This is a genomic window from Streptomyces sp. NBC_00223, assembly GCF_036199905.1.
GTDB lineage: Bacteria > Actinomycetota > Actinomycetes > Streptomycetales > Streptomycetaceae > Actinacidiphila.
This window is the reverse complement of sequence record NZ_CP108109.1, coordinates 2,633,453-2,652,182: the sequence shown is the minus strand read 5'-3', so window position 1 is coordinate 2,652,182 and position 18,730 is coordinate 2,633,453. Positions and strand designations below refer to the sequence as shown.

The window sequence follows — 18,730 nt, the reverse complement described above, 5'->3', positions numbered from 1 at the left end:
ATGGTCTTTTGGTCCCCCTCTTGACAGCTTTTCACCGCGCCTTGATGGTGGGAGCGCTCCCACTGGTTCAGAACACTTCCCCCCACCAAAGAACCGCGAGGAGGACCTCTCGCATGCCTAGAGGAAGACCGTTCAGGAAGCGAATGCGTCGGTTGGTGACGGCGTTCGTCGCCGCGCTCGCCGTACCGCTGGCCATGACCGCGGCCGGAGGCGGCTCCGTCGCCCACGCCGCCGCCCTTCAGTGCAGCGTCGACTACTCGACGAACGACTGGGGTTCCGGATTCACCGCGAACGCCAAGATCACCAACCTTGGCACGGCCGCCATCAGCGGCTGGACGCTGACGTACGCGTACTCCGGCAACCAGGTGCTGCAGAGCGGCTGGAACGGCGACTGGTCGCAGTCGGGCAAGAACGTCACCGTCAAGTCGCTCGACTGGAACAAGACAATCGCGGCCAACGCCAACGTCACCGCGAGTGCCAACTTCAACTACAGCGGCACCAACGCGGCGCCGACCAGCTTCGCGGTCAACGGCACCGTCTGCGGCGGCGCCCACCAGCCGCCGCTGCCCGTACTGACCAGCCCGGCGGCGGGTGCCACGTACACCGCCGGCGCCACGATTCCGCTGGCCGCGACCGCCGTCGCCGCTGACAGCGCCACCATCACCAAGGTGGAGTTCTACAGCAACACCACGCTGCTGGCCACGGACACCACCTCGCCGTACAGCTTCAGCTGGACCGGCGTTCCGGCCGGTGACTACTCGGTGTACGCCAAGGCGTACGACAGCCTCGGCGCGAGCGCCGAGTCGGCCCCGGTGGGCGTGCACGTCGCCTCCGGCCCGTCGATCGTCGCCTCGCCGACAACGCTGTCCGTCCAGCAGGGCAGCACCGGTACCTTCGGCGTCAAGCTCTCCAGTGCTCCGTCGGCCAATGTGACGGTCGCCGTGGCGCGTTCGGCGGGCAACTCCTCGCTCTCCGTCTCGGCGGGCAGCAGCCTGACCTTCACGCCCAGCAACTGGAGCACGGCGCAGAACGTCACCGTCGCGGCCGCCTCCACCGGCACGGGTGCGGCGACCTTCACCGCGACCGCCACCGGGTATCTGAAGGCGGACGTCACGGTCACGGAGATCGGCGCGACCAGCGGCTACAACGCGCGGTTCCTGTCGCTCTACGGGAAGATCACCGACCCGGCGAACGGCTACTTCTCGGCGCAGGGCATCCCCTACCACTCGGTGGAGACCCTGATGGTCGAAGCCCCGGACTACGGTCACGAGACCACGTCCGAGGCGTACTCGTACATGATCTGGCTGCAGGCCATGTACGGGCAGGTCACCCAGGACTGGAGCAAGTTCAACGCGTCCTGGGCGACCATGGAGAAGTACATGATCCCCCAGCACGCCGACCAGCCGACCAACAGCTACTACAACGCCAGCTCGCCGGCGACCTACGCCCCCGAGCACCCGCTGCCCTCGGACTACCCCTCCACCCTCGACGGCAACGTCCCGGTGGGCAAGGACCCGATCGCGGCGGAGCTGAAGTCGGCCTACGGCACGGACGACATCTACGGCATGCACTGGCTCCAGGACGTGGACAACACGTACGGCTACGGTGACACGCCCGGTGGCGGCTGCGAGCTGGGCCCGACGGCCGCCGGCCCGTCGTACATCAACACCTTCCAGCGCGGTGAGCAGGAGTCGGTGTGGGAGACCGTGCCGCAGCCGACCTGTGACTCCTTCAAGTACGGCGGCAAGAACGGCTACCTGGACCTCTTCACCGGGGACTCCGCGTACGCCAAGCAGTGGAAGTTCACCGACGCCCCCGACGCCGACGCGCGCGCGATCCAGGCCGCCTACTGGGCGGACACCTGGGCCAAGGCGCAGGGCAAGGGCGCGGACGTGGCGACCACGGTCGCCAAGGCCGGCAAGATGGGTGACTACCTGCGGTACTCGTTCTTCGACAAGTACTTCAAGAAGATCGGCAACTGCACCAATCCCACCTCCTGCGCGGCCGGTACCGGCAAGGACAGCGAGCACTACCTGCTGTCCTGGTACTACGCCTGGGGCGGTTCCAGCGACGGCAGCGGCGGCTGGGCGTGGCGCATCGGTGACGGTGCCTCGCACTTCGGCTACCAGAACCCGCTGGCGGCGTACGCGCTGACCACCGACACGGCCATGGCCCCCAAGTCGGCCACGGGCAAGGCGGACTGGACCACGAGCCTCAGCCGTCAGCTGGAGTTCTACCAGTGGCTCCAGTCGAGCGAGGGTGCCATCGCCGGTGGCGCCACCAACAGCTGGGAAGGTTCCTACTCCCAGCCCCCGGCCGGTACGTCCACCTTCTACGGGATGGCGTACGACTGGGAGCCCGTCTACCACGACCCGCCGTCGAACCAGTGGTTCGGTATGCAGGCCTGGTCGATGGAGCGCGTCGCGGAGTACTACCAGCAGACCGGTAACGCCCAGGCGAAGTCCATCCTGGACAAGTGGGTCAGCTGGGCCATCTCCCAGACCACCATCAAGGCGGACGGTACCTTCCTGATCCCGTCCGATCTGCAGTGGAGCGGCCAGCCGGACACCTGGAACGCCAGCAACCCGGGCAAGAACACGGGTCTGCACGTGACGGTCTCGTCCTACGGCACCGACCTGGGCGTCACGGCGGCCTACGCCAAGACGCTGTCCTACTACGCCGCGAAGTCCGGCAACGCCGCCGCCAAGACCACGGCCAAGGCGCTGCTCGACGGCATGTGGAACCACTACCAGGACCCGCTGGGCATCGCCACTCCGGAGACCCGTACGGACTACTCCCGGTTCAACGACCCGGTGTACATCCCGTCCGGCTGGACCGGCACCATGCCCAACGGCGACAAGATCAGCTCCAGCTCCACCTTCCTGGAGCTGCGGTCCTTCTACAAGAACGACCCGAACTGGTCGAAGGTCCAGGCGTACCTCAACGGAGGCGCGGCCCCGTCCTTCACCTACCACCGCTTCTGGGCAGAAGCGGACATCGCCCTGGCGATGGGGTCGTACGCCCTGCTCTTCAACGAGTGAGCCTTCGGGCAGCTCATCGAGGAGTGATACCCGCGGGCCGACCCGCGGGTGAGTGAAGCCCCCGGGAACGGGGCCGGCGGGAGATGACCCGGGCGACCTGACCGTCCTCGGCCCTCCGTCCCGTTCCCGGACCAGGCACCGAGGCCCGCCCCCGCGGAGAGTGCGGGGGGCGGGCCGTCGGTGCGTGCCCCGGGTATTCTCCGGGCGTTCTCCGGCGCGGGCCCCGGGCTGTGCCCGCGCCCGCGCCCGCGTACAGGAAAGAGTCCCGCACCTGAAAAGCCCCGCGTCACGCGGAAAGCCCGCACATGAACCCGCGCATGAACCCGCGCATGGAAAAGCCCCGGCCTGGTCTCCCAGGTCGGGGCTTTTCCACATGGGGTGAGTGACGGGACTCGAACCCGCGGCATCCTGGACCACAACCAGGTGCTCTACCAGCTGAGCTACACCCACCATGTGCGGCGCTTGTTCCCAGTGGTTTCCCAGATGGGGTGGCGCCGCGTGAAAAAGTGTACAGGGTGCGGAGGGGTGGTCGGCACCGCTTTACCCGGGCCCGTCCCGCCGCTTCGCGCGGCCCGGCCCGGGGCTCAGTGCGCGGGCCCCTCCGCGGGCCGTACGTGCTTCGCGGCGATCGCGCGGGCCGTGTCGGTGTCCGGGCCCGGGGCGGGCACGAAGACGGCCTCGCGGTAGTACCGCAGCTCGGCGATGGACTCGCGGATGTCGGCCAGCGCCCGGTGGTTGCCGTTCTTCTCGGGGCTGTTGTAGTAGGCCCGCGGGTACCAGCGGCGGGCCAGCTCCTTGATCGAGGAGACGTCCACGATCCGGTAGTGCAGATGCTGCTCAAGGGCCGGCATGTCCCGCGCGAGGAAGCCGCGGTCGGTGGAGACCGAGTTGCCGCACAGCGGGGCCTTGCGGGGCTCACTGACGTGCTCGCGCACGTAGTCGAGCACCAGCTTCTCCGCCTCGGCCAGCTCCACGCCCCCGGCCAGCTCCTCCAGCAGGCCGGAGGCGGTGTGCATCTGGCGGACGATCTCCGGCATGGACGCGAGCGCCTCGGCGGGCGGGCGGATCACGATGTCCACCCCCTCGCCGAGGACGTTCAGCTCGGAGTCGGTGACGAGCGCTGCCACCTCGATCAGCGCGTCGTGCGCCAGTGACAGGCCCGTCATCTCACAGTCGATCCACACCATCCGGTCGTTCATGTGTCTCACCCTACGGGCGATCGCGCGGTCCCGGCAGTGCGGCACCGAGCCCGCGTCCGGCCCGCAACCGGTTGCGGGGCGGTACCTCCGGCAGATCGGTCCGGCCGGACTGCTCCGGGACCCGGGGCGAGTACGCGTCCGGCTCGCCCTTCCCCGGTGCCGCCAGGATCTGCGACACCGGGCCCCTGCGCAGCGCGGGCAGCTCCTGGGGAGGCAGCTGCCGCTCCTGCTCCTCCTGCGGCCTGCGGGCCCGGTAGGCGGCCCGGTAGGACGCCGGAGAGGACCCCAGCTGCCGCCGGAAGTGACCGCGCAGCGCCACCGGCGAGCGGAAGCCGCAGCGGCCCGCGACCTCGTCGACCGAGTAGTCGGAGGTCTCCAGCAGCCGCTGCGCCTGGAGCACCCGCTGCGTGATCAGCCACTGCAACGGAGCGCTGCCGGTCAGCGAGCGGAAGCGCCGGTCGAAGGTGCGCCGGCTCATGTACGCGCGCGCGGCCAGCGCCTCCACGTCGAACTGCTCGTGGAGGTGCTCAAGTGCCCACGCGACGACCTCGGCCAGCGGGTCCGCGCCGATCTCCTCGGGTAAAGACCTGTCCAGATGCCGTTGCCCGGTCTGCCAGTCGGCCCGCCGCGGCGGCACGACCAGCCGCCGGGCCAGCGCGGCCGCGGCCTCGGCGCCGTGGTCGGTCCGCACGACGTGCAGGCACAGGTCGATGCCGGCGGCCGTGCCCGCGGACGTCAGCACGTCACCGTCGTCCACGAACAGCTCCCGCGGGTCGACGTGCACGGACGGGTAGCGCTTGGCGAGCGTGGGCGCGTACATCCAGTGCGTGGTCGCCGGGCGGCCGTCCAGCAGCCCGGCGGCGGCGAGCACGAAGGCACCCGTGCACAGGCCGATGATCCTGGCGCCCTCCTCGTGGGCCCGGCGGATCGCGTCGAGCGCCTCGGGGGGCGGTGCCTGGGATATCGACCGCCAGGTCGGCACGACCACCGTGCCGGCCCGGGAGAGGGCCTCCAGGCCGTAGGGCGCGGTCAGTTCGAGGCCGCCCGTGGTCCGCAGCGGCCCCTCTTCCCCGGCGCACACCAGCAGCCGGTAGCGGGGCACGCCCGCGTCCTGCCGGTCTATGCCGAAGACGGACAGCGGTATGGAACTCTCGAAGATCGGGCCACCACTGAAGAGCAACACCGCGACGACTTCCGGTCGTCGGCGCGCGGAAAGCTTACGGATGGCGCGAGGCGATGCCGATGGTGCTTGCGACGGAGTGTCCGTCGCCGTACCGGAACTGGACTCCTGGCTCATGGAGCTCAAGCCCCCCTCGTATCGACGCGTCGTCCCCTCGGTCCTGCACGTTCTCCCCCGCGAGGCCACCAAGATCAAATCTACTGTGTCAGGTGGGGCGTTAGTGACAAGTTCACCATCTGACGCTAAGTCGACAAGACAACGTGGCGTAAAGCATTCGATCACGAAGCGTTTCACTTCAAGGAGCCCACTGGGAAGTACGCCTCGCGCCGCAGGGGCCCCGGAAACCGGCTTCCGCGTCGCTCTGCATCGTAGAACCGCAGGTGGCAGAGGTGTTAGCGGGCGGAAAGTCCAACGGACGTCCAGCGAAGAGAAGTTGGCCGAAAATAGTCGTTCTGGAGGCGGGCGCGCGTAAAAGGCGCCGGGGAGTGCGCCGGTGTGCTTCGGCGCACGCTCGCGCGGGGGCCCGCCGGCGTGCCGGACCGGTCCCGTACCCGCCCCCGACCAGCCCCGTGCCGCCCCGCGTCAACACTCCGGACCTGCACGGGCGGGTGAACGCGGTGCGTCGGGGATGCGCCCCCTCGGTGCGCCGTTGCGCCGAACCGTGCTGCCCGTTGGCGCGATGGCGTTGCGTTCGTGGCCTCGCTCCGGCATTCTCCTGGGAACTCCGGGTACGGGACACCTTGGGAAGCCCCCGTCGGGCCTGTGCAGGCGGACTTCCCGGCCGTACCCTGGTGAGAGTGGGACGGGAAGTGGCGAAGTGGCCGAAACCGGCCGCTGCGGCGGACCGACCCGCGTGCACCGTCCTGTCCGCTGCTCGGCGCGTCAGCGCCGCCCTCGCCGAGAATTCGCATCATGGCCGGTCATGAGTTTCCCGAGCCCGCCGAGCGGCGGCCGCTCGCCGAGTCCGCGGCGCTGCCCGATACGGCTCCGACGGCGCACCACGCCTGTGATCCCGCCTTCCGGCACGGAGTCGTGGTGGGTTTCGACGGGTCCCTCTCCAGCGAACGCGCGCTGTCGTACGCCGTCGGAATGGCCCGCAGAACGCACTCCGCGCTGATCATCGTCCATGTCGCCAACCGGCTGCCGGCCACGGTCTGGGCGGGCTGCGAGCCACCGGTCTTCGTCGACGTCCCCGACCACCGCACCGAGGTGCTCGGCCTGGAGCTGGCGTGCGCCGACCACCTCGCCGAGATCTCCTGGGTGCTGGTGGAGCGGGGCGGCGACATCTGTCATGAGCTGGAGGAGGTCGGCCGGGAGTACGAGGCCGACGCGATCGTGGTCGGCGGCACCCACGGGCTGGTCGGGCGGATCTTCGGCTCGGTGGCCGGGCGGCTGGCGCGGCGGGCGCAGCGGCCGGTGGTGGTGATTCCGTAGGGGCGTGGCGGGGGCTGCCCGGGGCCGGGCGGGTCGTACGGGTGTGCGGCCCTGGGGCGTACGGGTGTGCGGCTCTGCGCGGTGCGGGGGTCCGCCCGCGTACGCCTGCCGCGGGGCGGCGGGCTTGGAGGGGCCGGGACGGGGCTGGTGCGGGGCCGGTCCGCGCACGCGTCCGTGGCCGCGAGGCCCGCGTGGGGCGTTTCGCGGGTTCTACGGCCTGAGGACGTGCGCGGGGGCGCGGGTGTGCGTACGGCGGGTTCGCGGGGCTGGGGGCGCGCGCCGGGCTCGCGGGTGGGTGTAACGGCGGGCGCGTACGTCGGCTCGCGCGCGTGGACGGCTCGTGAGCCGTGGGGCGTGAGCCGTGGGCGGTGGGGCGCGGGCGTGGGTGGTAGGGCGCGCGCCGGCTCGCGTGGGTGCGGGCCGGGCGCGCTCCGGTGCTGCTCGACCGCTACTCGACGGTGACCGACTTCGCCAGGTTGCGCGGCTTGTCGATGTCCCGGCCGAGCGCCTTGGCGGTGTGGTAGGCGAAGAGCTGGAGCGGGATGCCCATCAGGATCGGGTCCAGCTCGGGCTCGTTCTTCGGTACGACGATCGTGTCGTCGGCCCGCTCCTGCACCTGGTGGGCGACCGCGAGGATACGGCCGTTGCGGGCCTTGATCTCCTCCAGCGCGGCACGGTTCTTCTCCAGGAGGTCGTCGTCCGGGACGATCGCGACCGTCGGCATCGACGGGTCGATCAGCGCCAGCGGCCCGTGCTTGAGCTCCGAGGCCGGGTACGCCTCCGCGTGGATGTAGCTGACCTCCTTGAGCTTCAGCGACGCCTCCCGCGCCACCGGATAGCCGCGCACCCGCCCGATGAAGAGCATCGACTTCGCGTCCGCGTAACCCCGGGCCAGCTGCTTGATCTCCGGCTCGGACTTGAGGATCTCGTCGATCTGGCCCGGCAGCCGGCGCAGCCCGTCGATGATCCGCTTGCCGTCGGCCACCGACAGATCGCGGATACGGCCGAGGTGCAGCGCGAGCAGCGCGAAGGCCACCACCGTGTTGGTGAAGCACTTGGTGGACACCACGCACACCTCGGGCCCGGCGTGCACGTACGTCCCGCCGTCCGCCTCCCGGGCGATCGCCGAGCCGACCACGTTGACCACGCCGAGCACCCGGGCGCCCTTGCGCTTGAGCTCCTGGACGGCCGCCAGCACGTCGTAGGTCTCGCCGGACTGCGAGACGGCGACGTAGAGCGTGTCGGCGTCCACCACGGGATTGCGGTAGCGGAACTCGGACGCGGGCTCGGCGTCCGCGGGAATCCGGGCCAGCTCCTCGATCAGCCCGGCACCGATCTGACCGGCGTGGTAGCTGGTGCCGCAGCCGAGGATCTTGATCCGGCGTACGCTCCGGGCCTCGCGGGCGTCCAGGTTCAGCCCGCCCAGGTGCACGGTGGCGAACCGGTCGTCGATCCGGCCGCGCAGCACCCGGTCCACGGCCTCCGCCTGCTCGGAGATCTCCTTGTGCATGTACGTGTCGTGGCCGCCCATGTCGTACGACTCGGCCTCCCACTCCACGGTGGTCGGCGTGGCGGTCGTACGGGAGCCCTCGGTGGTGTACGTGCGGAAGTCGTCGGCCTTGAGGGTGGCCATCTCGCCGTCCCCGAGGGTGACGACCTGGCGGGTGTGCGCCACCAGCGCGGCGACGTCCGAGGCGACGAACATCTCCTTCTCTCCGATGCCGAGCACCACGGGCGAACCGTTGCGCGCCACCACGATCCGGCCCGGGAAGTCCTTGTGCATCACGGCGATGCCGTAGGTGCCCTCGACCACGCGCAGGGCCTCGCTGACCTTCTTCTCCAGGGTCTCGGCCTGCGAGCGGCCGATGAGGTGGGCGAGCACCTCGGTGTCGGTCTCGGAGAGGAAGACCGTGCCCTCGGCGGTCAGCTTGGCGCGCAGGTCCGAGGCGTTGTCGATGATGCCGTTGTGGACGACCGCGACCTTGTTGTCGCCGTCGAGGTGGGGGTGCGCGTTCTCGTCGCTCGGGGCGCCGTGGGTGGCCCAGCGGGTGTGCGCGATGCCGGTGGTCCCGGCGAAGCGCTTGGGGATACGGGATTCGAGTTCGCGCACCCGGCCCTTGGCCTTGACGGTCTTCAGCTCGCCGGACTTGCCGGTGATGACGATGCCGGCGGAGTCGTAACCCCGGTACTCCAGCCGCTGCAGCCCTTCGAGCAGCAGCGGCGCCACGTCACGCCTGCCGATGTATCCGACGATTCCGCACATGTGCAGTCCCTCTCCGTTGTCCTGCTGTTCTGCTGTCCTGCTGTTTCTGTCTTGCTGTCTTGCTGTCCTGCTCGGTCGTTCGCCTGCCGCCCGTGCCCTGGGGGCGGGTGCTCGGGCCCGGCGGGGGCCGGGGGTTCCGCGGCGGGGGTGGGGTGGGTGCCTGATGGGCGCCCGGCCCTGGTCCGGCGCGGGTGGGCGGGGTGGCCGGGATCCGGCCGGTCAGCCGTAGACGATGCGGCGGAGCTGGCGCTGGGAGAGCGCGGACGGTGCCACGGCCCGGTGCGGCAGCTCCTCGCTGATCCGCTCGAAGATCACCGTGTTGACCAGGCCCTGCGCCTGGAGCTCACGGTGCCTGCGGCGGACGTACTCCTCGGTCGTCTCGTCGAAGTACGCCAGGACGTCCAGCACCACCCTGACGGCCTCGCCGCGGTGCAGCGGCGTGGTCCGCACGAGGTGGTCGATCAGGTCGTCGTAGGGCCTCCGGCGTTCAAGCACCCGTTGATACTGATGTGACAAAGGCTTGCTTTGCAAGAATCCTGCCCGCTTCCGGGCAAGCCCGCCCCTTTTCCCACCGCCACCCGAGTGACGCGCCCTCTCTCCGGGGCGAGACGCGGACGCGCGGCGGCGCGGCGAGAGTGCGTAAGCGGGCGGAGACGCCGACAGTGCCGGCAACGTCGGCCCGCCGGCACTCGACCACGGACCCGCGCCGGGCGGGAACCGGTAAGAAAACGCAGCCGGGGGCCCGGAAGACGCCCGGGGGCAGCGAGGCCGTACGGGGTCGGGGGGACGCCCGGGGGCAGCGGGCAGCGGGCCGCGGGCCACGCGGACACGGGCCGGGGGCCGACCGGGGTCGTACAGGTCGGGGGTGCGGGCCGCCGTCCGGGCCTCTGAGGTGCCGGAGGGTGGGCGGGCGCCGAGGGCCGGGCGTGGTGGTGCCCTGGGCGTGTGGGGTGCCGTGTCACACGCGGTGTCGGCTGCGGGCGGTCTGGCATGACCGCCACCTTGGCCGCACCGGCGGGTTGGGTCCCGCTGGGGCCGGCCGACAGGTAGGCGGGTGTCGCCGCGTGCGGACGGACTACGTGTCCGCGTGCCCCTACTGCCGGTCAGGGCAGCCGGGCTGGGCGGGTGCCTCGCGTTCGGTGATCCGTGGGCGTGTCGTTGGCCGTGACGGCGTGGTTGAGTCCCGCTGGGCCGACAGGCAGGCGGGCGTTGCCGCGTGCGGACGGACTACGTGTCCGCGTGCCCCTACTGCCGGTCAGGGCAGCCGGGCTGGGCGGGTGCCTCGCGTTCGGTGATCCGTGGGCGTGTCGTTGGCCGTGACGGCGTGGTTGAGTCCCGCTGGGCCGACAGGCAGGCGGGCGTTGCCGCGTGCGGACGGACTACGTGTCCGCGTGCCCCTACTGCCGGTCAGGGCAGCCGGGCTGGGCGGGTGCCTCGCGCTGAGTGATCCGTGACCGCCACCTTGGCCGCGACGGCGTGGTTGAGTCCCGCTGGGCCGACAGGCAGGCGGGTGTCGCCGCGTGCGGACGGACTACGTGCCCGCGTGCCCCCACCGCCCGTCAGGGCGACCGGGCTGGGCGGGCTCCTCGCGTTCGGCGATCCGTGGGCGCGTGTCCGCGGCCGGCGTGCCACGCGCCAGCTCGCCGCCGGCCTCTGGCGACCACACCGCTGGGGCGCCGCGCGTGCCGCGCGCGCCCAGACCGGGCTCGCGCGGGCGCCGCCCTCGCACATGGCGCCCGCACGCAGCCCGGGACGGAACAGCTAGCCGGCCAGACCCAACTCCCTCGCGATCAGCATCCGCTGCACCTCACTGGTCCCCTCCCCGATCTCCAGAATCTTGGAGTCCCGCCACATCCGGGCCACCGGATACTCGTTCATGAACCCGTAGCCGCCATGAATCTGCGTGGCCTCCCGCGCGTTGCTCACCGCGATCTCCGACGAGTACAGCTTCGCCAGCGCCGCCTCCTTCTTGAACGGCTCCCCCCGCACCAGCCGCGACGCCGCGTCCCGCCACGCCAGCCTGGCCGTGTGCGCCCGCATCTCCATGTCCGCGATCTTGAACTGGATCGCCTGGTTGGCGCCGATCGGCCGCCCGAACGCCTCCCGGGTCCGCGCGTACGTCAGCGACTCGTCCACACACCCCTGCGCCAGCCCCGTCGCCAGCGCCGAGATCGCGATCCGCCCCTCGTCCAGGATGCGCAGGAACTGCGCGTACCCTCGGCCCTCCTCGCCCAGCAGATTCGCGGCCGGCACCCGGCAGTCGGCGAACGAGAGCTCCCGGGTGTCCGAGGCGTTCCACCCGACCTTGCTGTACTTCTTCGACACCGTGAAGCCCGGCGTCCCCGACGGCACGATGATCGACGAGATCAGCGGCCGGCCGTCGTCCTTGCGGCCGGTCACCGCCGTGACCGTGACCAGCCCGGTGATGTCCGTACCGGAGTTGGTGATGAAGCACTTAGTGCCGTTGATCACCCACTCGCCGGTCGCCTCGTCCAGCCGGGCCGTGGTCCTGGTGCCGCCCGCGTCGGAACCGCACTCCGGCTCCGTCAGCCCGAACGCGCCCAGCATCTCGCCCGAGCACAGCTTCGGCAGCCAGGTCCGCTTCTGCTCCTCCGTGCCGAACCGGAACACCGGCATCGCCCCCAGCGACACCCCGGCCTCCAGGGTGATCGCCACCGAGGAGTCCACCCGGGCCAGCTCCTCCAGCGCGATGCCCAGCGCGAAGTAGTCGCCGCCCATCCCGCCGTACTCCTCGGGGAAGGGCAGTCCGAACAGCCCCATCCGGCCCATCTCCCGCACGATCTCGTACGGGAACTCCTCGTGCTCGTAGAACTCACCGATCTTCGGGGCGATCACGTCCCGGGCGAACTCCGCGACGGTGGCGCGCAGTTCCTCGTGCTCGGCGGACAGGCGGTGGTCGAACGACATGGCTACTGCTCCTGGTGGGTCAGGGCGCGGACGGTACGGGACGGGCTCGGCCGTCCCAACTGCTCCGCCATCCAGACGCTTGTGGCGCTGAGGCGGGTGAGATCGACCCCGGTCCGGATGCCGAGGCCGTGCAGCATCCAGACGAGGTCTTCGGTGGCAAGGTTTCCGGTGGCGCTCTTGGCGTACGGGCAGCCGCCGAGGCCGCCCGCCGAGGCGTCCACGACGGTGACGCCCCGCCGAAGCGCGGCCAGGGTGTTGGACAGCGCCTGGCCGTAGGTGTCGTGGAAGTGCACGGCGATCCGCTGGACGGGCACAGTGCCGGCCCGGCCGCTCCCGGGGCCGGGTCCCGAGCCATCCGCCGGTCCGGCCGCCGGTTCGTGCGCCGGGCCGCCGGTCAACTCGTCGAGCAGCGCGGTGACATGGCCCGGCGTGGCCACACCGATCGTGTCGCCGAGGCTCAGCTCGGTGCAGCCCAGCTCGTACAGCCGCCGAGCCACCGCCGCGACCTGGGCGACCGGCACCGGGCCCTCCCAGGGGTCGCCGAAGCACATCGACAGATAGCCGCGCACCCGCGCGCCCGCCGCCAGTGCCCGGGCCACCACCGGCTCGAACATCTTCAGCGACTCGTCCACCGTGCGGTTGAGGTTGGCGCGGGCGAAGGACTCCGTGGCGCTGCCGAAGATCGCGATCTCCCGCACCCCCGACTCCAGCGCCCGCTCCAGACCCCGTTCGTTCGGCACCAGCACCGGCAGTCGCACCTCCGGGTCCAGGTCGGCGAGCAGCGGCAGCAGGTCCCCGGCGTCCGCCAGTTGGGGCACCCACTTCGGGTGCACAAAGCTGGTCGCCTCGATCGTGGTCAGCCCGGCGTCGGCCAGCCGGTGGATGAACTCGGCCTTCACCCCGGTCGGTACGGTCGTCTTCTCGTTCTGGAGCCCGTCCCGCGCCCCGACCTCGTGGATACGGATCCGCTCGGGCAGCCCGGGCAGCGGCACGGCCATCGGCAGCCCCGGGGGCAGGCCGTCGGTGGCGCCGGCGGGCGTGGTGACGTCGGTCATGACGCCTCCCCGGGCCGGGCGGGCGCGGAGCCCGACGCTGGGTCACCCGCGGTCGCGGGCGTCACAACGGCCAGTATCTGGTCCATCGCCACCGTGCTGCCCGCGGTGACGTCGATCTCCGAGACCGTCCCGTCGTGCGGGGCGGTGATCACGTGCTCCATCTTCATGGCCTCCACCACCAGCAGGCTCTGTCCGGCCGTCACCTCGTCGCCCTTGGCGACCTTCACCACCGTGACGGTCCCCGGCATCGGAGCGGTGAGCGCGCCGCCCCCCGCCCCGGCGCCGCCGCCGCGCAGGGCCGCGGCCACCGGGTCGTACGGCTGCGTCCGCCAGCTGTCGCCCTCGCGGCCCAGCCACTCGCCCGCGTGGTGGAAGGCGAGCACGGTGCCCTCGCGGTGCAGCAGCACCCGGGGTCCGTCCTCGGCGAGCCTCGCCTCCACGGCGGGGCCGTCGCCGATCCGCACCTGGCCGCCCCCGACCCGGACGGTCACCGGGTCATGTCCGGGCACCCGCAGATGATGGACCGTCCAGGCGGGTTCGCCGCCCAGCCGCCAGCCGCTGGGCACCGAGAACGGGTCGGTCCAGCCACCCGCGTCCGGCTCCGGGACCAGGGCCCGCTGCCGCAGCAGCGCCGCCGCCGTGTACACCTCGTCCGGCACCCCGGGCGGCAGCAGCGCCGCGGCGTCCCGGTCGATCAGCCCGGTGTCCAGGTCGCCCGCCACCACGGCCGGATGGTCGAGCAGCCGCCGCAGGAAACCGGTGTTGGTGTCCAGCCCCAGCACCACCGTGTCGCCGAGGGCCGACCGCAGCCGCCGCAGCGCCGTGGCCCGGTCGGGGCCGTGCGCGATCACCTTCGCCAGCATCGGGTCGTAGGACGTGCCGACCTCCGTGCCCGGCGCCAGGCCCGAGTCGACCCGCACCCCGGGACCCGCCGGGTCGCGCAGCTCCAGCACGGTGCCCGCCGACGGCAGGAAGTCCACCCGGCCGTCACCCGGGCGCGCGGTCTCGGCGCAGATCCGCGCCTCGATCGCGTGACCGGTGAGGGTGATGTCCTCCTGGGTGAAGGCGAGTGGTTCCCCGAACGCGACCCGCAGCTGCCAGGCCACCAGATCCAGTCCGGTGACCAGCTCTGTCACCGGGTGCTCCACCTGGAGCCGGGTGTTCATCTCCATGAAGTAGTACGCGCCCGGGTCCGCGCCCGGGACGATGAACTCCACCGTCCCCGCGCCGGTGTAGCCGCAGGAACGGGCGGCCTGCACGGCGGCCTCGCCCATCGCCGCCCTGGTCGCCGGGTCGAGCAGGACCGAGGGCGCCTCCTCGATCACCTTCTGATGGCGCCGCTGGAGCGAGCACTCGCGCTCGCCCAGGTGCACCACCCCGCCCATGCCATCGGCCAGCACCTGGATCTCGATGTGCCGCGGACGGTCGATCCACCGCTCGACCAGCAGAGTGTCGTCGCCGAAGGAGTTGAGGGCCTCCCGCCGGGCCGCCGCGATCTCCTCGGCCAGCAGGGCGGCGTCCCGCACCAGCCGCATGCCCTTGCCGCCGCCGCCCGCCGACGGCTTGAGCAGCACCGGCAGGCCGATCTCCCGGGCCGCCTCGGCCAGTTGGGCGTCGGTGAGTCCGCTCCCGGAGCTGCCGGGCACCACCGGCACCCCGGCGGCCCGTACCGTCTCCTTGGCGCGGATCTTGTCGCCCATCAGCTCGATCGCCTCGGCGGGCGGCCCGATGAAGACCAATCCGGCCTCGGCACAGGCCCGCGCGAACCCGGCGTTCTCGGCGAGGAAGCCGTACCCGGGGTGGACGGCCCGGGCGCCGGACACCGCGGCGGCCCGCACCATCTCGGCGGCCGAGAGATAGCCGCTCACCCGGACCGCGGTGTCGGCCTCGCGGACGTGCCGGGCGTCGGCGTCCGCGTCGGTGAAGACGGCCGCCGACCGTACGCCCAGCTCACGCAGGGTGCGCAGAACACGGACCGCGATCTCGCCGCGGTTGGCGACCAGGACGGTGTCGAACAGCGGACGCGCGGCGGGGGAGCCCGCGGTCGGGGAACTCATGGCAGGGGTGCTCGCAGTCATGACGGCCCTCACATCCGGAAGACGCCGTAGCCCGGCGCGGTCGGATCGGGGGTGGGGAGCGGGGCGTTGGCGCACGCGGTCAGCGCCAGGCCCAGCACGGTCCTGGTCTCCAGCGGGTCGATCACACCGTCGTCCCACAGTCGGGCGGTGGCGTAGTACGCGTTGCCCTGGGTCTCGTACTGCTCGCGGACGGGGGCCTTGAACGCCTCCTCCGCCTCCTCGCTCCACTTCTCGCCGGCCGCCGCCAACTGGTCGCGCTTGACGGTGGCCAGCACCGAGGCGGCCTGCTCACCGCCCATCACCGAGATCTTGGCGTTGGGCCACATCCACAGGAAGCGGGGGCTGTAGGCGCGGCCGCACATCGAGTAGTTGCCCGCGCCGTAGGAGCCGCCGACGACCACGGTGAGCTTGGGCACCCGGGCGCAGGCCACCGCCATGACCATCTTCGCGCCGTGCTTGGCGATGCCGCCCGCCTCGTACTGGCGGCCGACCATGAAGCCCGAGATGTTCTGCAGGAAGAGCAGCGGGATGCCTCGCTGGTCGCACAGCTCGATGAAGTGCGCGCCCTTGAGGGCGGATTCGGCGAACAGGATGCCGTTGTTCGCCACGATGCCGACCGGGTGGCCCTGCACATGGGCGAAACCGGTGACCAGCGTCGTGCCGTACTCCGCCTTGAACTCCGCGAAGCGGCTGCCGTCCACCAGCCGGGCGATCACCTCGCGCACGTCGTACGGCGTACGGGGGTCGACGGGCACCGCCCCGTAGAGCCCGGCCGGGTCCACGGCGGGCGGCTCCGCGGGCCGTACGGTCCAGGGCGGCGCGCCCCGGGCGGGGAGGGTGGCGACGATGTCGCGGACGATGCTCAGCGCGTGTGTGTCGTCCTCGGCGAGGTGGTCGGTGACGCCCGAGATCCTGGAGTGGACCTCGCCGCCGCCCAGCTCCTCGGCGGTGACGACCTCACCGGTGGCGGCCTTCACCAGCGGCGGGCCGCCGAGGAAGATCGTGCCCTGATTCCGTACGATCACCGCTTCGTCGCTCATCGCCGGGACATAGGCGCCGCCGGCCGTACAGGAGCCCAGTACCGCGGCGATCTGCGGGATGCCGCGAGCGGACATGGTGGCCTGGTTGAAGAAGATCCGGCCGAAGTGGTCGCGGTCGGGGAAGACCTCGTCCTGCCGGGGGAGGAAGGCGCCGCCGGAGTCGACGAGGTAGACGCACGGCAGCCGGTTGTCGAGGGCGACCTCCTGCGCGCGCAGATGCTTTTTCACCGTCATGGGGTAATAGGTGCCGCCCTTGACCGTGGCGTCGTTGGCGACCACGACGACCTCGCGCCCGGAGACCCGCCCGATGCCGGCGATCACGCCCGCGGCCGGCGCCTGCCCGTCGTACATCCCGTCGGCCGCCAGCGGCGCCAGCTCAAGAAAGGGGGAGCCGGGGTCGAGCAGCCCGTCCACCCGGTCCCTGGGCAGCAGCTTGCCCCGGGCGAGGTGGCGCGCGCGGGCCTTCTCGCCGCCGCCCAGACGCGCGGCGGCCAGCTTGTCGCGCAGCGCGGCGCTGAGCGCGGCGTGCGCCTGCGTGTTGGCGCGGTACGCCTCCGACGCCGGATCGGCGGCGCTGGAAAGGGCGGGTGCTGACATGGTTCGACCCTCGGATGTTAGCGAGCGTTAACGTGATGACTCCACGTTAACGCTCGCTAACGGGATTGTCTAGACTCAATTCCATGAACCCGACGAAGACGGCCGAGAACCGGCGTGAGCAGATCCTCAGAGAGGCCGCGCGGCTCTTCGCCGAGCGCGGATTCCACGGGGTCGGAGTGGACGAGATAGGTGCCGCGGTCGGCATCAGCGGCCCCGGCCTGTACCGGCACTTCGCCGGCAAAGACGCGATGCTCGCCGAACTGCTGGTGGGGATCAGCGGCCGGCTGCTGGCCGCGGGCCGGATGCGGGTCGCCGAGACCGCAGACCCCGTACAGGCGCTGGACGCGCTGATCCGCGGCCACATCGACTTCGCGATCGACGACCGGCCGCTGATCACCCTGCACGACCGCGAGCTGGACCGGCTGCGCGACTCCGACCGCAAGCTGGTCCGCCAGCTCCAGCGGCAGTACGTCGAGGAGTGGGTCGGCGTGGTCCACCGGGTCCACCCGGACGCCACCGAGCTGGAGGTGCGCGCCGCCGTGCACGCCGTCTTCGGCCTGCTGAACTCCACCCCGCACCTCGGCGGCCAGAACAGCCTGCCGGACCGCACCGCCATGGCGGCCCTGCTCCACCGGCTGGCGCTGAGCGCTCTGGAGGCCCTGGACAGCGGTACGGACCGACCGGTAACTTACTGAGCGCTTGCTTATCGCTCGACTCCGACCGTTACCGTTCGCCGATTGGGAGGCGCGCTGTGCGTCGTACGGTGTTCAACGAGGACCACGAAGCGTTCCGCGAGACGATACGTGCCTTCGTGCAGGCCGAGGTCGTCCCCGTCCACGACGAATGGCTCGCGGCCGGCATCGTTCCGCGCGACTTCTACTACAAGCTCGGTGAGCTGGGCGTCTTCGGTATAGAGGTGCCCGAGGAGTACGGCGGGGCGGGTCAGGAGAGCTTCAAGTTCCAGGCCGTCGTCAGTGAGGAGTGCGCCCGCGCGGGTGTAGGGTTCGGCGGCAGCGGCGTCCATGTGGGCCTGTGCCTGCCCTATGTGCGGGCCTACGCGACCGACGAGCAGAAGAAGCGCTGGCTGCCCGGATTCGTCACCGGCGAGACGATGTTCGCCATCGCGATGACCGAGCCCGGCACCGGCTCCGACCTGGCCGGCATGAAGACAACCGCCAAGCTCACCGCCGACGGCAGTCACTATGTGCTCAATGGCGCCAAGACCTTCATCACCGGCGGTGTGCACGCCGACCGGGTGATCGTCTGCGCCCGTACCGCGCCGCCCAGCCCCGAGGACCGCAGGGCGGGCATCTCGCTCTTCGTGGTCGACACCACGTCCGAGGGGTACGCGGTCGGCCGCAAGCTCGACAAGCTCGGACTGAAGACCTCCGACACCGCGGAGCTCTCCTTCTCCGACGTCAAGGTGCCCGTCGAGGACCTGCTCGGCGAGGAGGGCAAGGGCTTCTCCTACCTGGGCCAGAACCTCCCGCAGGAGCGGCTGGCCATCGCCGTCGGCGCCTATGCCCAGGCCGCGGCGGCGATCCGCTTCACCCAGGCGTACGTCCGGGAGCGCGTCGTCTTCGGCAAGACGGTCGCCTCCTTCCAGAACACCAAGTTCGAACTCGCCGCCTGCAAGGCCGAGGTGGACGCCGCCGAGGCCGTGGTCGACCGCGCCCTGGACGCCCACGACAGGCGCGAACTGACCGCCGCCGACGCCGCCTCCGCCAAGCTCTTCTGCACCGAGGTGGCCTCCCGCGTGATCGACCGCTGCCTCCAACTGCACGGCGGCTACGGTTACATGAACGAGTATCCGATAGCCCGTCTGTACGCCGACAACCGTGTCAACCGCATCTACGGCGGCACCAGCGAGGTCATGAAGTCGATCATCGCCAAGTCGATGGGGCTGTGAGCGAAG

The 18,730-nt window shown here is 71.3% G+C and carries 12 protein-coding genes and 1 tRNA gene; 4 read left to right on the top strand and 9 right to left on the bottom strand.

The window, feature by feature from the left end; translation table 11 throughout:
- The first annotated feature begins 143 nt into the window (after nucleotides 1-143).
- Nucleotides 144-3,041 carry a glycoside hydrolase family 48 protein gene (locus tag OHA30_RS11020; protein ID WP_405785621.1) on the top strand — a complete coding sequence of 966 codons (2,898 nt, stop codon included), beginning with the start codon at nucleotides 144-146 and terminating at the stop codon, nucleotides 3,039-3,041.
- Between the two features lie 374 nt (nucleotides 3,042-3,415).
- Here OHA30_RS11020 and OHA30_RS11015 read toward each other — a convergent pair.
- The 3 genes from OHA30_RS11015 to OHA30_RS11005 form a co-directional block, all read right to left on the bottom strand.
- Nucleotides 3,416-3,491 (bottom strand) — tRNA-His (locus tag OHA30_RS11015).
- Nucleotides 3,492-3,625: 134 nt separating this feature from the next.
- Complete coding sequence (orn, locus tag OHA30_RS11010) at nucleotides 3,626-4,240, bottom strand: oligoribonuclease (protein WP_328913640.1); 615 nt, start codon at nucleotides 4,238-4,240, stop codon at nucleotides 3,626-3,628.
- A 10-nt stretch (nucleotides 4,241-4,250) separates the two neighbouring features.
- A complete protein-coding gene (locus tag OHA30_RS11005) occupies nucleotides 4,251-5,537 on the bottom strand; it encodes a GlxA family transcriptional regulator (protein WP_328913639.1) in 1,287 nt (428 codons plus the stop codon).
- Between the two features lie 795 nt (nucleotides 5,538-6,332).
- Here OHA30_RS11005 and OHA30_RS11000 point away from each other — a divergent pair.
- Complete coding sequence (locus tag OHA30_RS11000) at nucleotides 6,333-6,854, top strand: universal stress protein (RefSeq protein WP_328913638.1); 522 nt, start codon at nucleotides 6,333-6,335, stop codon at nucleotides 6,852-6,854.
- A gap of 448 nt (nucleotides 6,855-7,302) precedes the next feature.
- Here OHA30_RS11000 and glmS read toward each other — a convergent pair whose 3' ends face one another.
- The 6 genes from glmS to OHA30_RS10970 all read right to left on the bottom strand — a co-directional run bounded on the left by glmS (nucleotide 7,303) and on the right by OHA30_RS10970 (nucleotide 16,815).
- The gene (glmS, locus tag OHA30_RS10995; protein WP_328913637.1) at nucleotides 7,303-9,117 is read right to left on the bottom strand and encodes a glutamine--fructose-6-phosphate transaminase (isomerizing); all 1,815 of its coding nucleotides are present in this window, start codon (nucleotides 9,115-9,117) and stop codon (nucleotides 7,303-7,305) included.
- Between the two features lie 219 nt (nucleotides 9,118-9,336).
- Nucleotides 9,337-9,612, bottom strand: a complete 276-nt coding sequence (locus tag OHA30_RS10990) for a hypothetical protein (RefSeq protein ID WP_328913636.1) — start codon at nucleotides 9,610-9,612, stop codon at nucleotides 9,337-9,339.
- Nucleotides 9,613-10,878: 1,266 nt separating this feature from the next.
- Complete coding sequence (locus tag OHA30_RS10985; protein ID WP_328913635.1) at nucleotides 10,879-12,045, bottom strand: acyl-CoA dehydrogenase family protein; 1,167 nt, start codon at nucleotides 12,043-12,045, stop codon at nucleotides 10,879-10,881.
- A 2-nt stretch (nucleotides 12,046-12,047) separates the two neighbouring features.
- Nucleotides 12,048-13,100 carry a hydroxymethylglutaryl-CoA lyase gene (locus OHA30_RS10980; RefSeq protein WP_328913634.1) on the bottom strand — a complete coding sequence of 351 codons (1,053 nt, stop codon included), beginning with the start codon at nucleotides 13,098-13,100 and terminating at the stop codon, nucleotides 12,048-12,050.
- Entirely contained in the window at nucleotides 13,097-15,157 is a 2,061-nt protein-coding gene (locus tag OHA30_RS10975) for an acetyl/propionyl/methylcrotonyl-CoA carboxylase subunit alpha (protein ID WP_328913633.1), read from the bottom strand. Before OHA30_RS10975 ends, OHA30_RS10980 begins: the two co-directional genes overlap by 4 nt.
- 29 nt (nucleotides 15,158-15,186) lie before the next feature.
- Nucleotides 15,187-16,815 carry a carboxyl transferase domain-containing protein gene (locus OHA30_RS10970; RefSeq protein WP_328913632.1) on the bottom strand — a complete coding sequence of 543 codons (1,629 nt, stop codon included), beginning with the start codon at nucleotides 16,813-16,815 and terminating at the stop codon, nucleotides 15,187-15,189.
- 83 nt (nucleotides 16,816-16,898) lie between these two features.
- On the opposite strand from OHA30_RS10970, the gene OHA30_RS10965 reads away from it, so the two are divergent.
- Together OHA30_RS10965 and OHA30_RS10960 are read left to right on the top strand one after the other, a co-directional pair.
- Nucleotides 16,899-17,510: an SACE_7040 family transcriptional regulator gene (locus tag OHA30_RS10965; protein ID WP_328913631.1), complete on the top strand. Its 612-nt coding sequence runs from the start codon at nucleotides 16,899-16,901 to the stop codon at nucleotides 17,508-17,510.
- Nucleotides 17,511-17,566: 56 nt separating this feature from the next.
- Nucleotides 17,567-18,724, top strand: coding sequence for an acyl-CoA dehydrogenase family protein (locus OHA30_RS10960; RefSeq protein WP_328913630.1), 1,158 nt, complete (start codon nucleotides 17,567-17,569; stop codon nucleotides 18,722-18,724).
- Nucleotides 18,725-18,730 lie beyond the last annotated feature (6 nt).

What these genes read in the sequence shown, in the direction of transcription:
- OHA30_RS11020 (WP_405785621.1), top strand. Translation starts at nt 144, where the DNA reads ATGCGTCGGTTGGTGACGGCGTTCGTCGCCGCGCTCGCCGTACCGCTG.
- glmS (WP_328913637.1), bottom strand. Translation starts at nt 9,117, where the DNA reads ATGTGCGGAATCGTCGGATACATCGGCAGGCGTGACGTGGCGCCGCTG.
- OHA30_RS11005 (WP_328913639.1), bottom strand. Translation starts at nt 5,537, where the DNA reads ATGAGCCAGGAGTCCAGTTCCGGTACGGCGACGGACACTCCGTCGCAA.
- OHA30_RS11000 (WP_328913638.1), top strand. Translation starts at nt 6,333, where the DNA reads ATGGCCGGTCATGAGTTTCCCGAGCCCGCCGAGCGGCGGCCGCTCGCC.
- orn (WP_328913640.1), bottom strand. Translation starts at nt 4,240, where the DNA reads ATGAACGACCGGATGGTGTGGATCGACTGTGAGATGACGGGCCTGTCA.
- OHA30_RS10980 (WP_328913634.1), bottom strand. Translation starts at nt 13,100, where the DNA reads ATGACCGACGTCACCACGCCCGCCGGCGCCACCGACGGCCTGCCCCCG.
- OHA30_RS10965 (WP_328913631.1), top strand. Translation starts at nt 16,899, where the DNA reads ATGAACCCGACGAAGACGGCCGAGAACCGGCGTGAGCAGATCCTCAGA.
- OHA30_RS10985 (WP_328913635.1), bottom strand. Translation starts at nt 12,045, where the DNA reads ATGTCGTTCGACCACCGCCTGTCCGCCGAGCACGAGGAACTGCGCGCC.
- OHA30_RS10970 (WP_328913632.1), bottom strand. Translation starts at nt 16,815, where the DNA reads ATGTCAGCACCCGCCCTTTCCAGCGCCGCCGATCCGGCGTCGGAGGCG.
- OHA30_RS10975 (WP_328913633.1), bottom strand. Translation starts at nt 15,157, where the DNA reads ATGAGTTCCCCGACCGCGGGCTCCCCCGCCGCGCGTCCGCTGTTCGAC.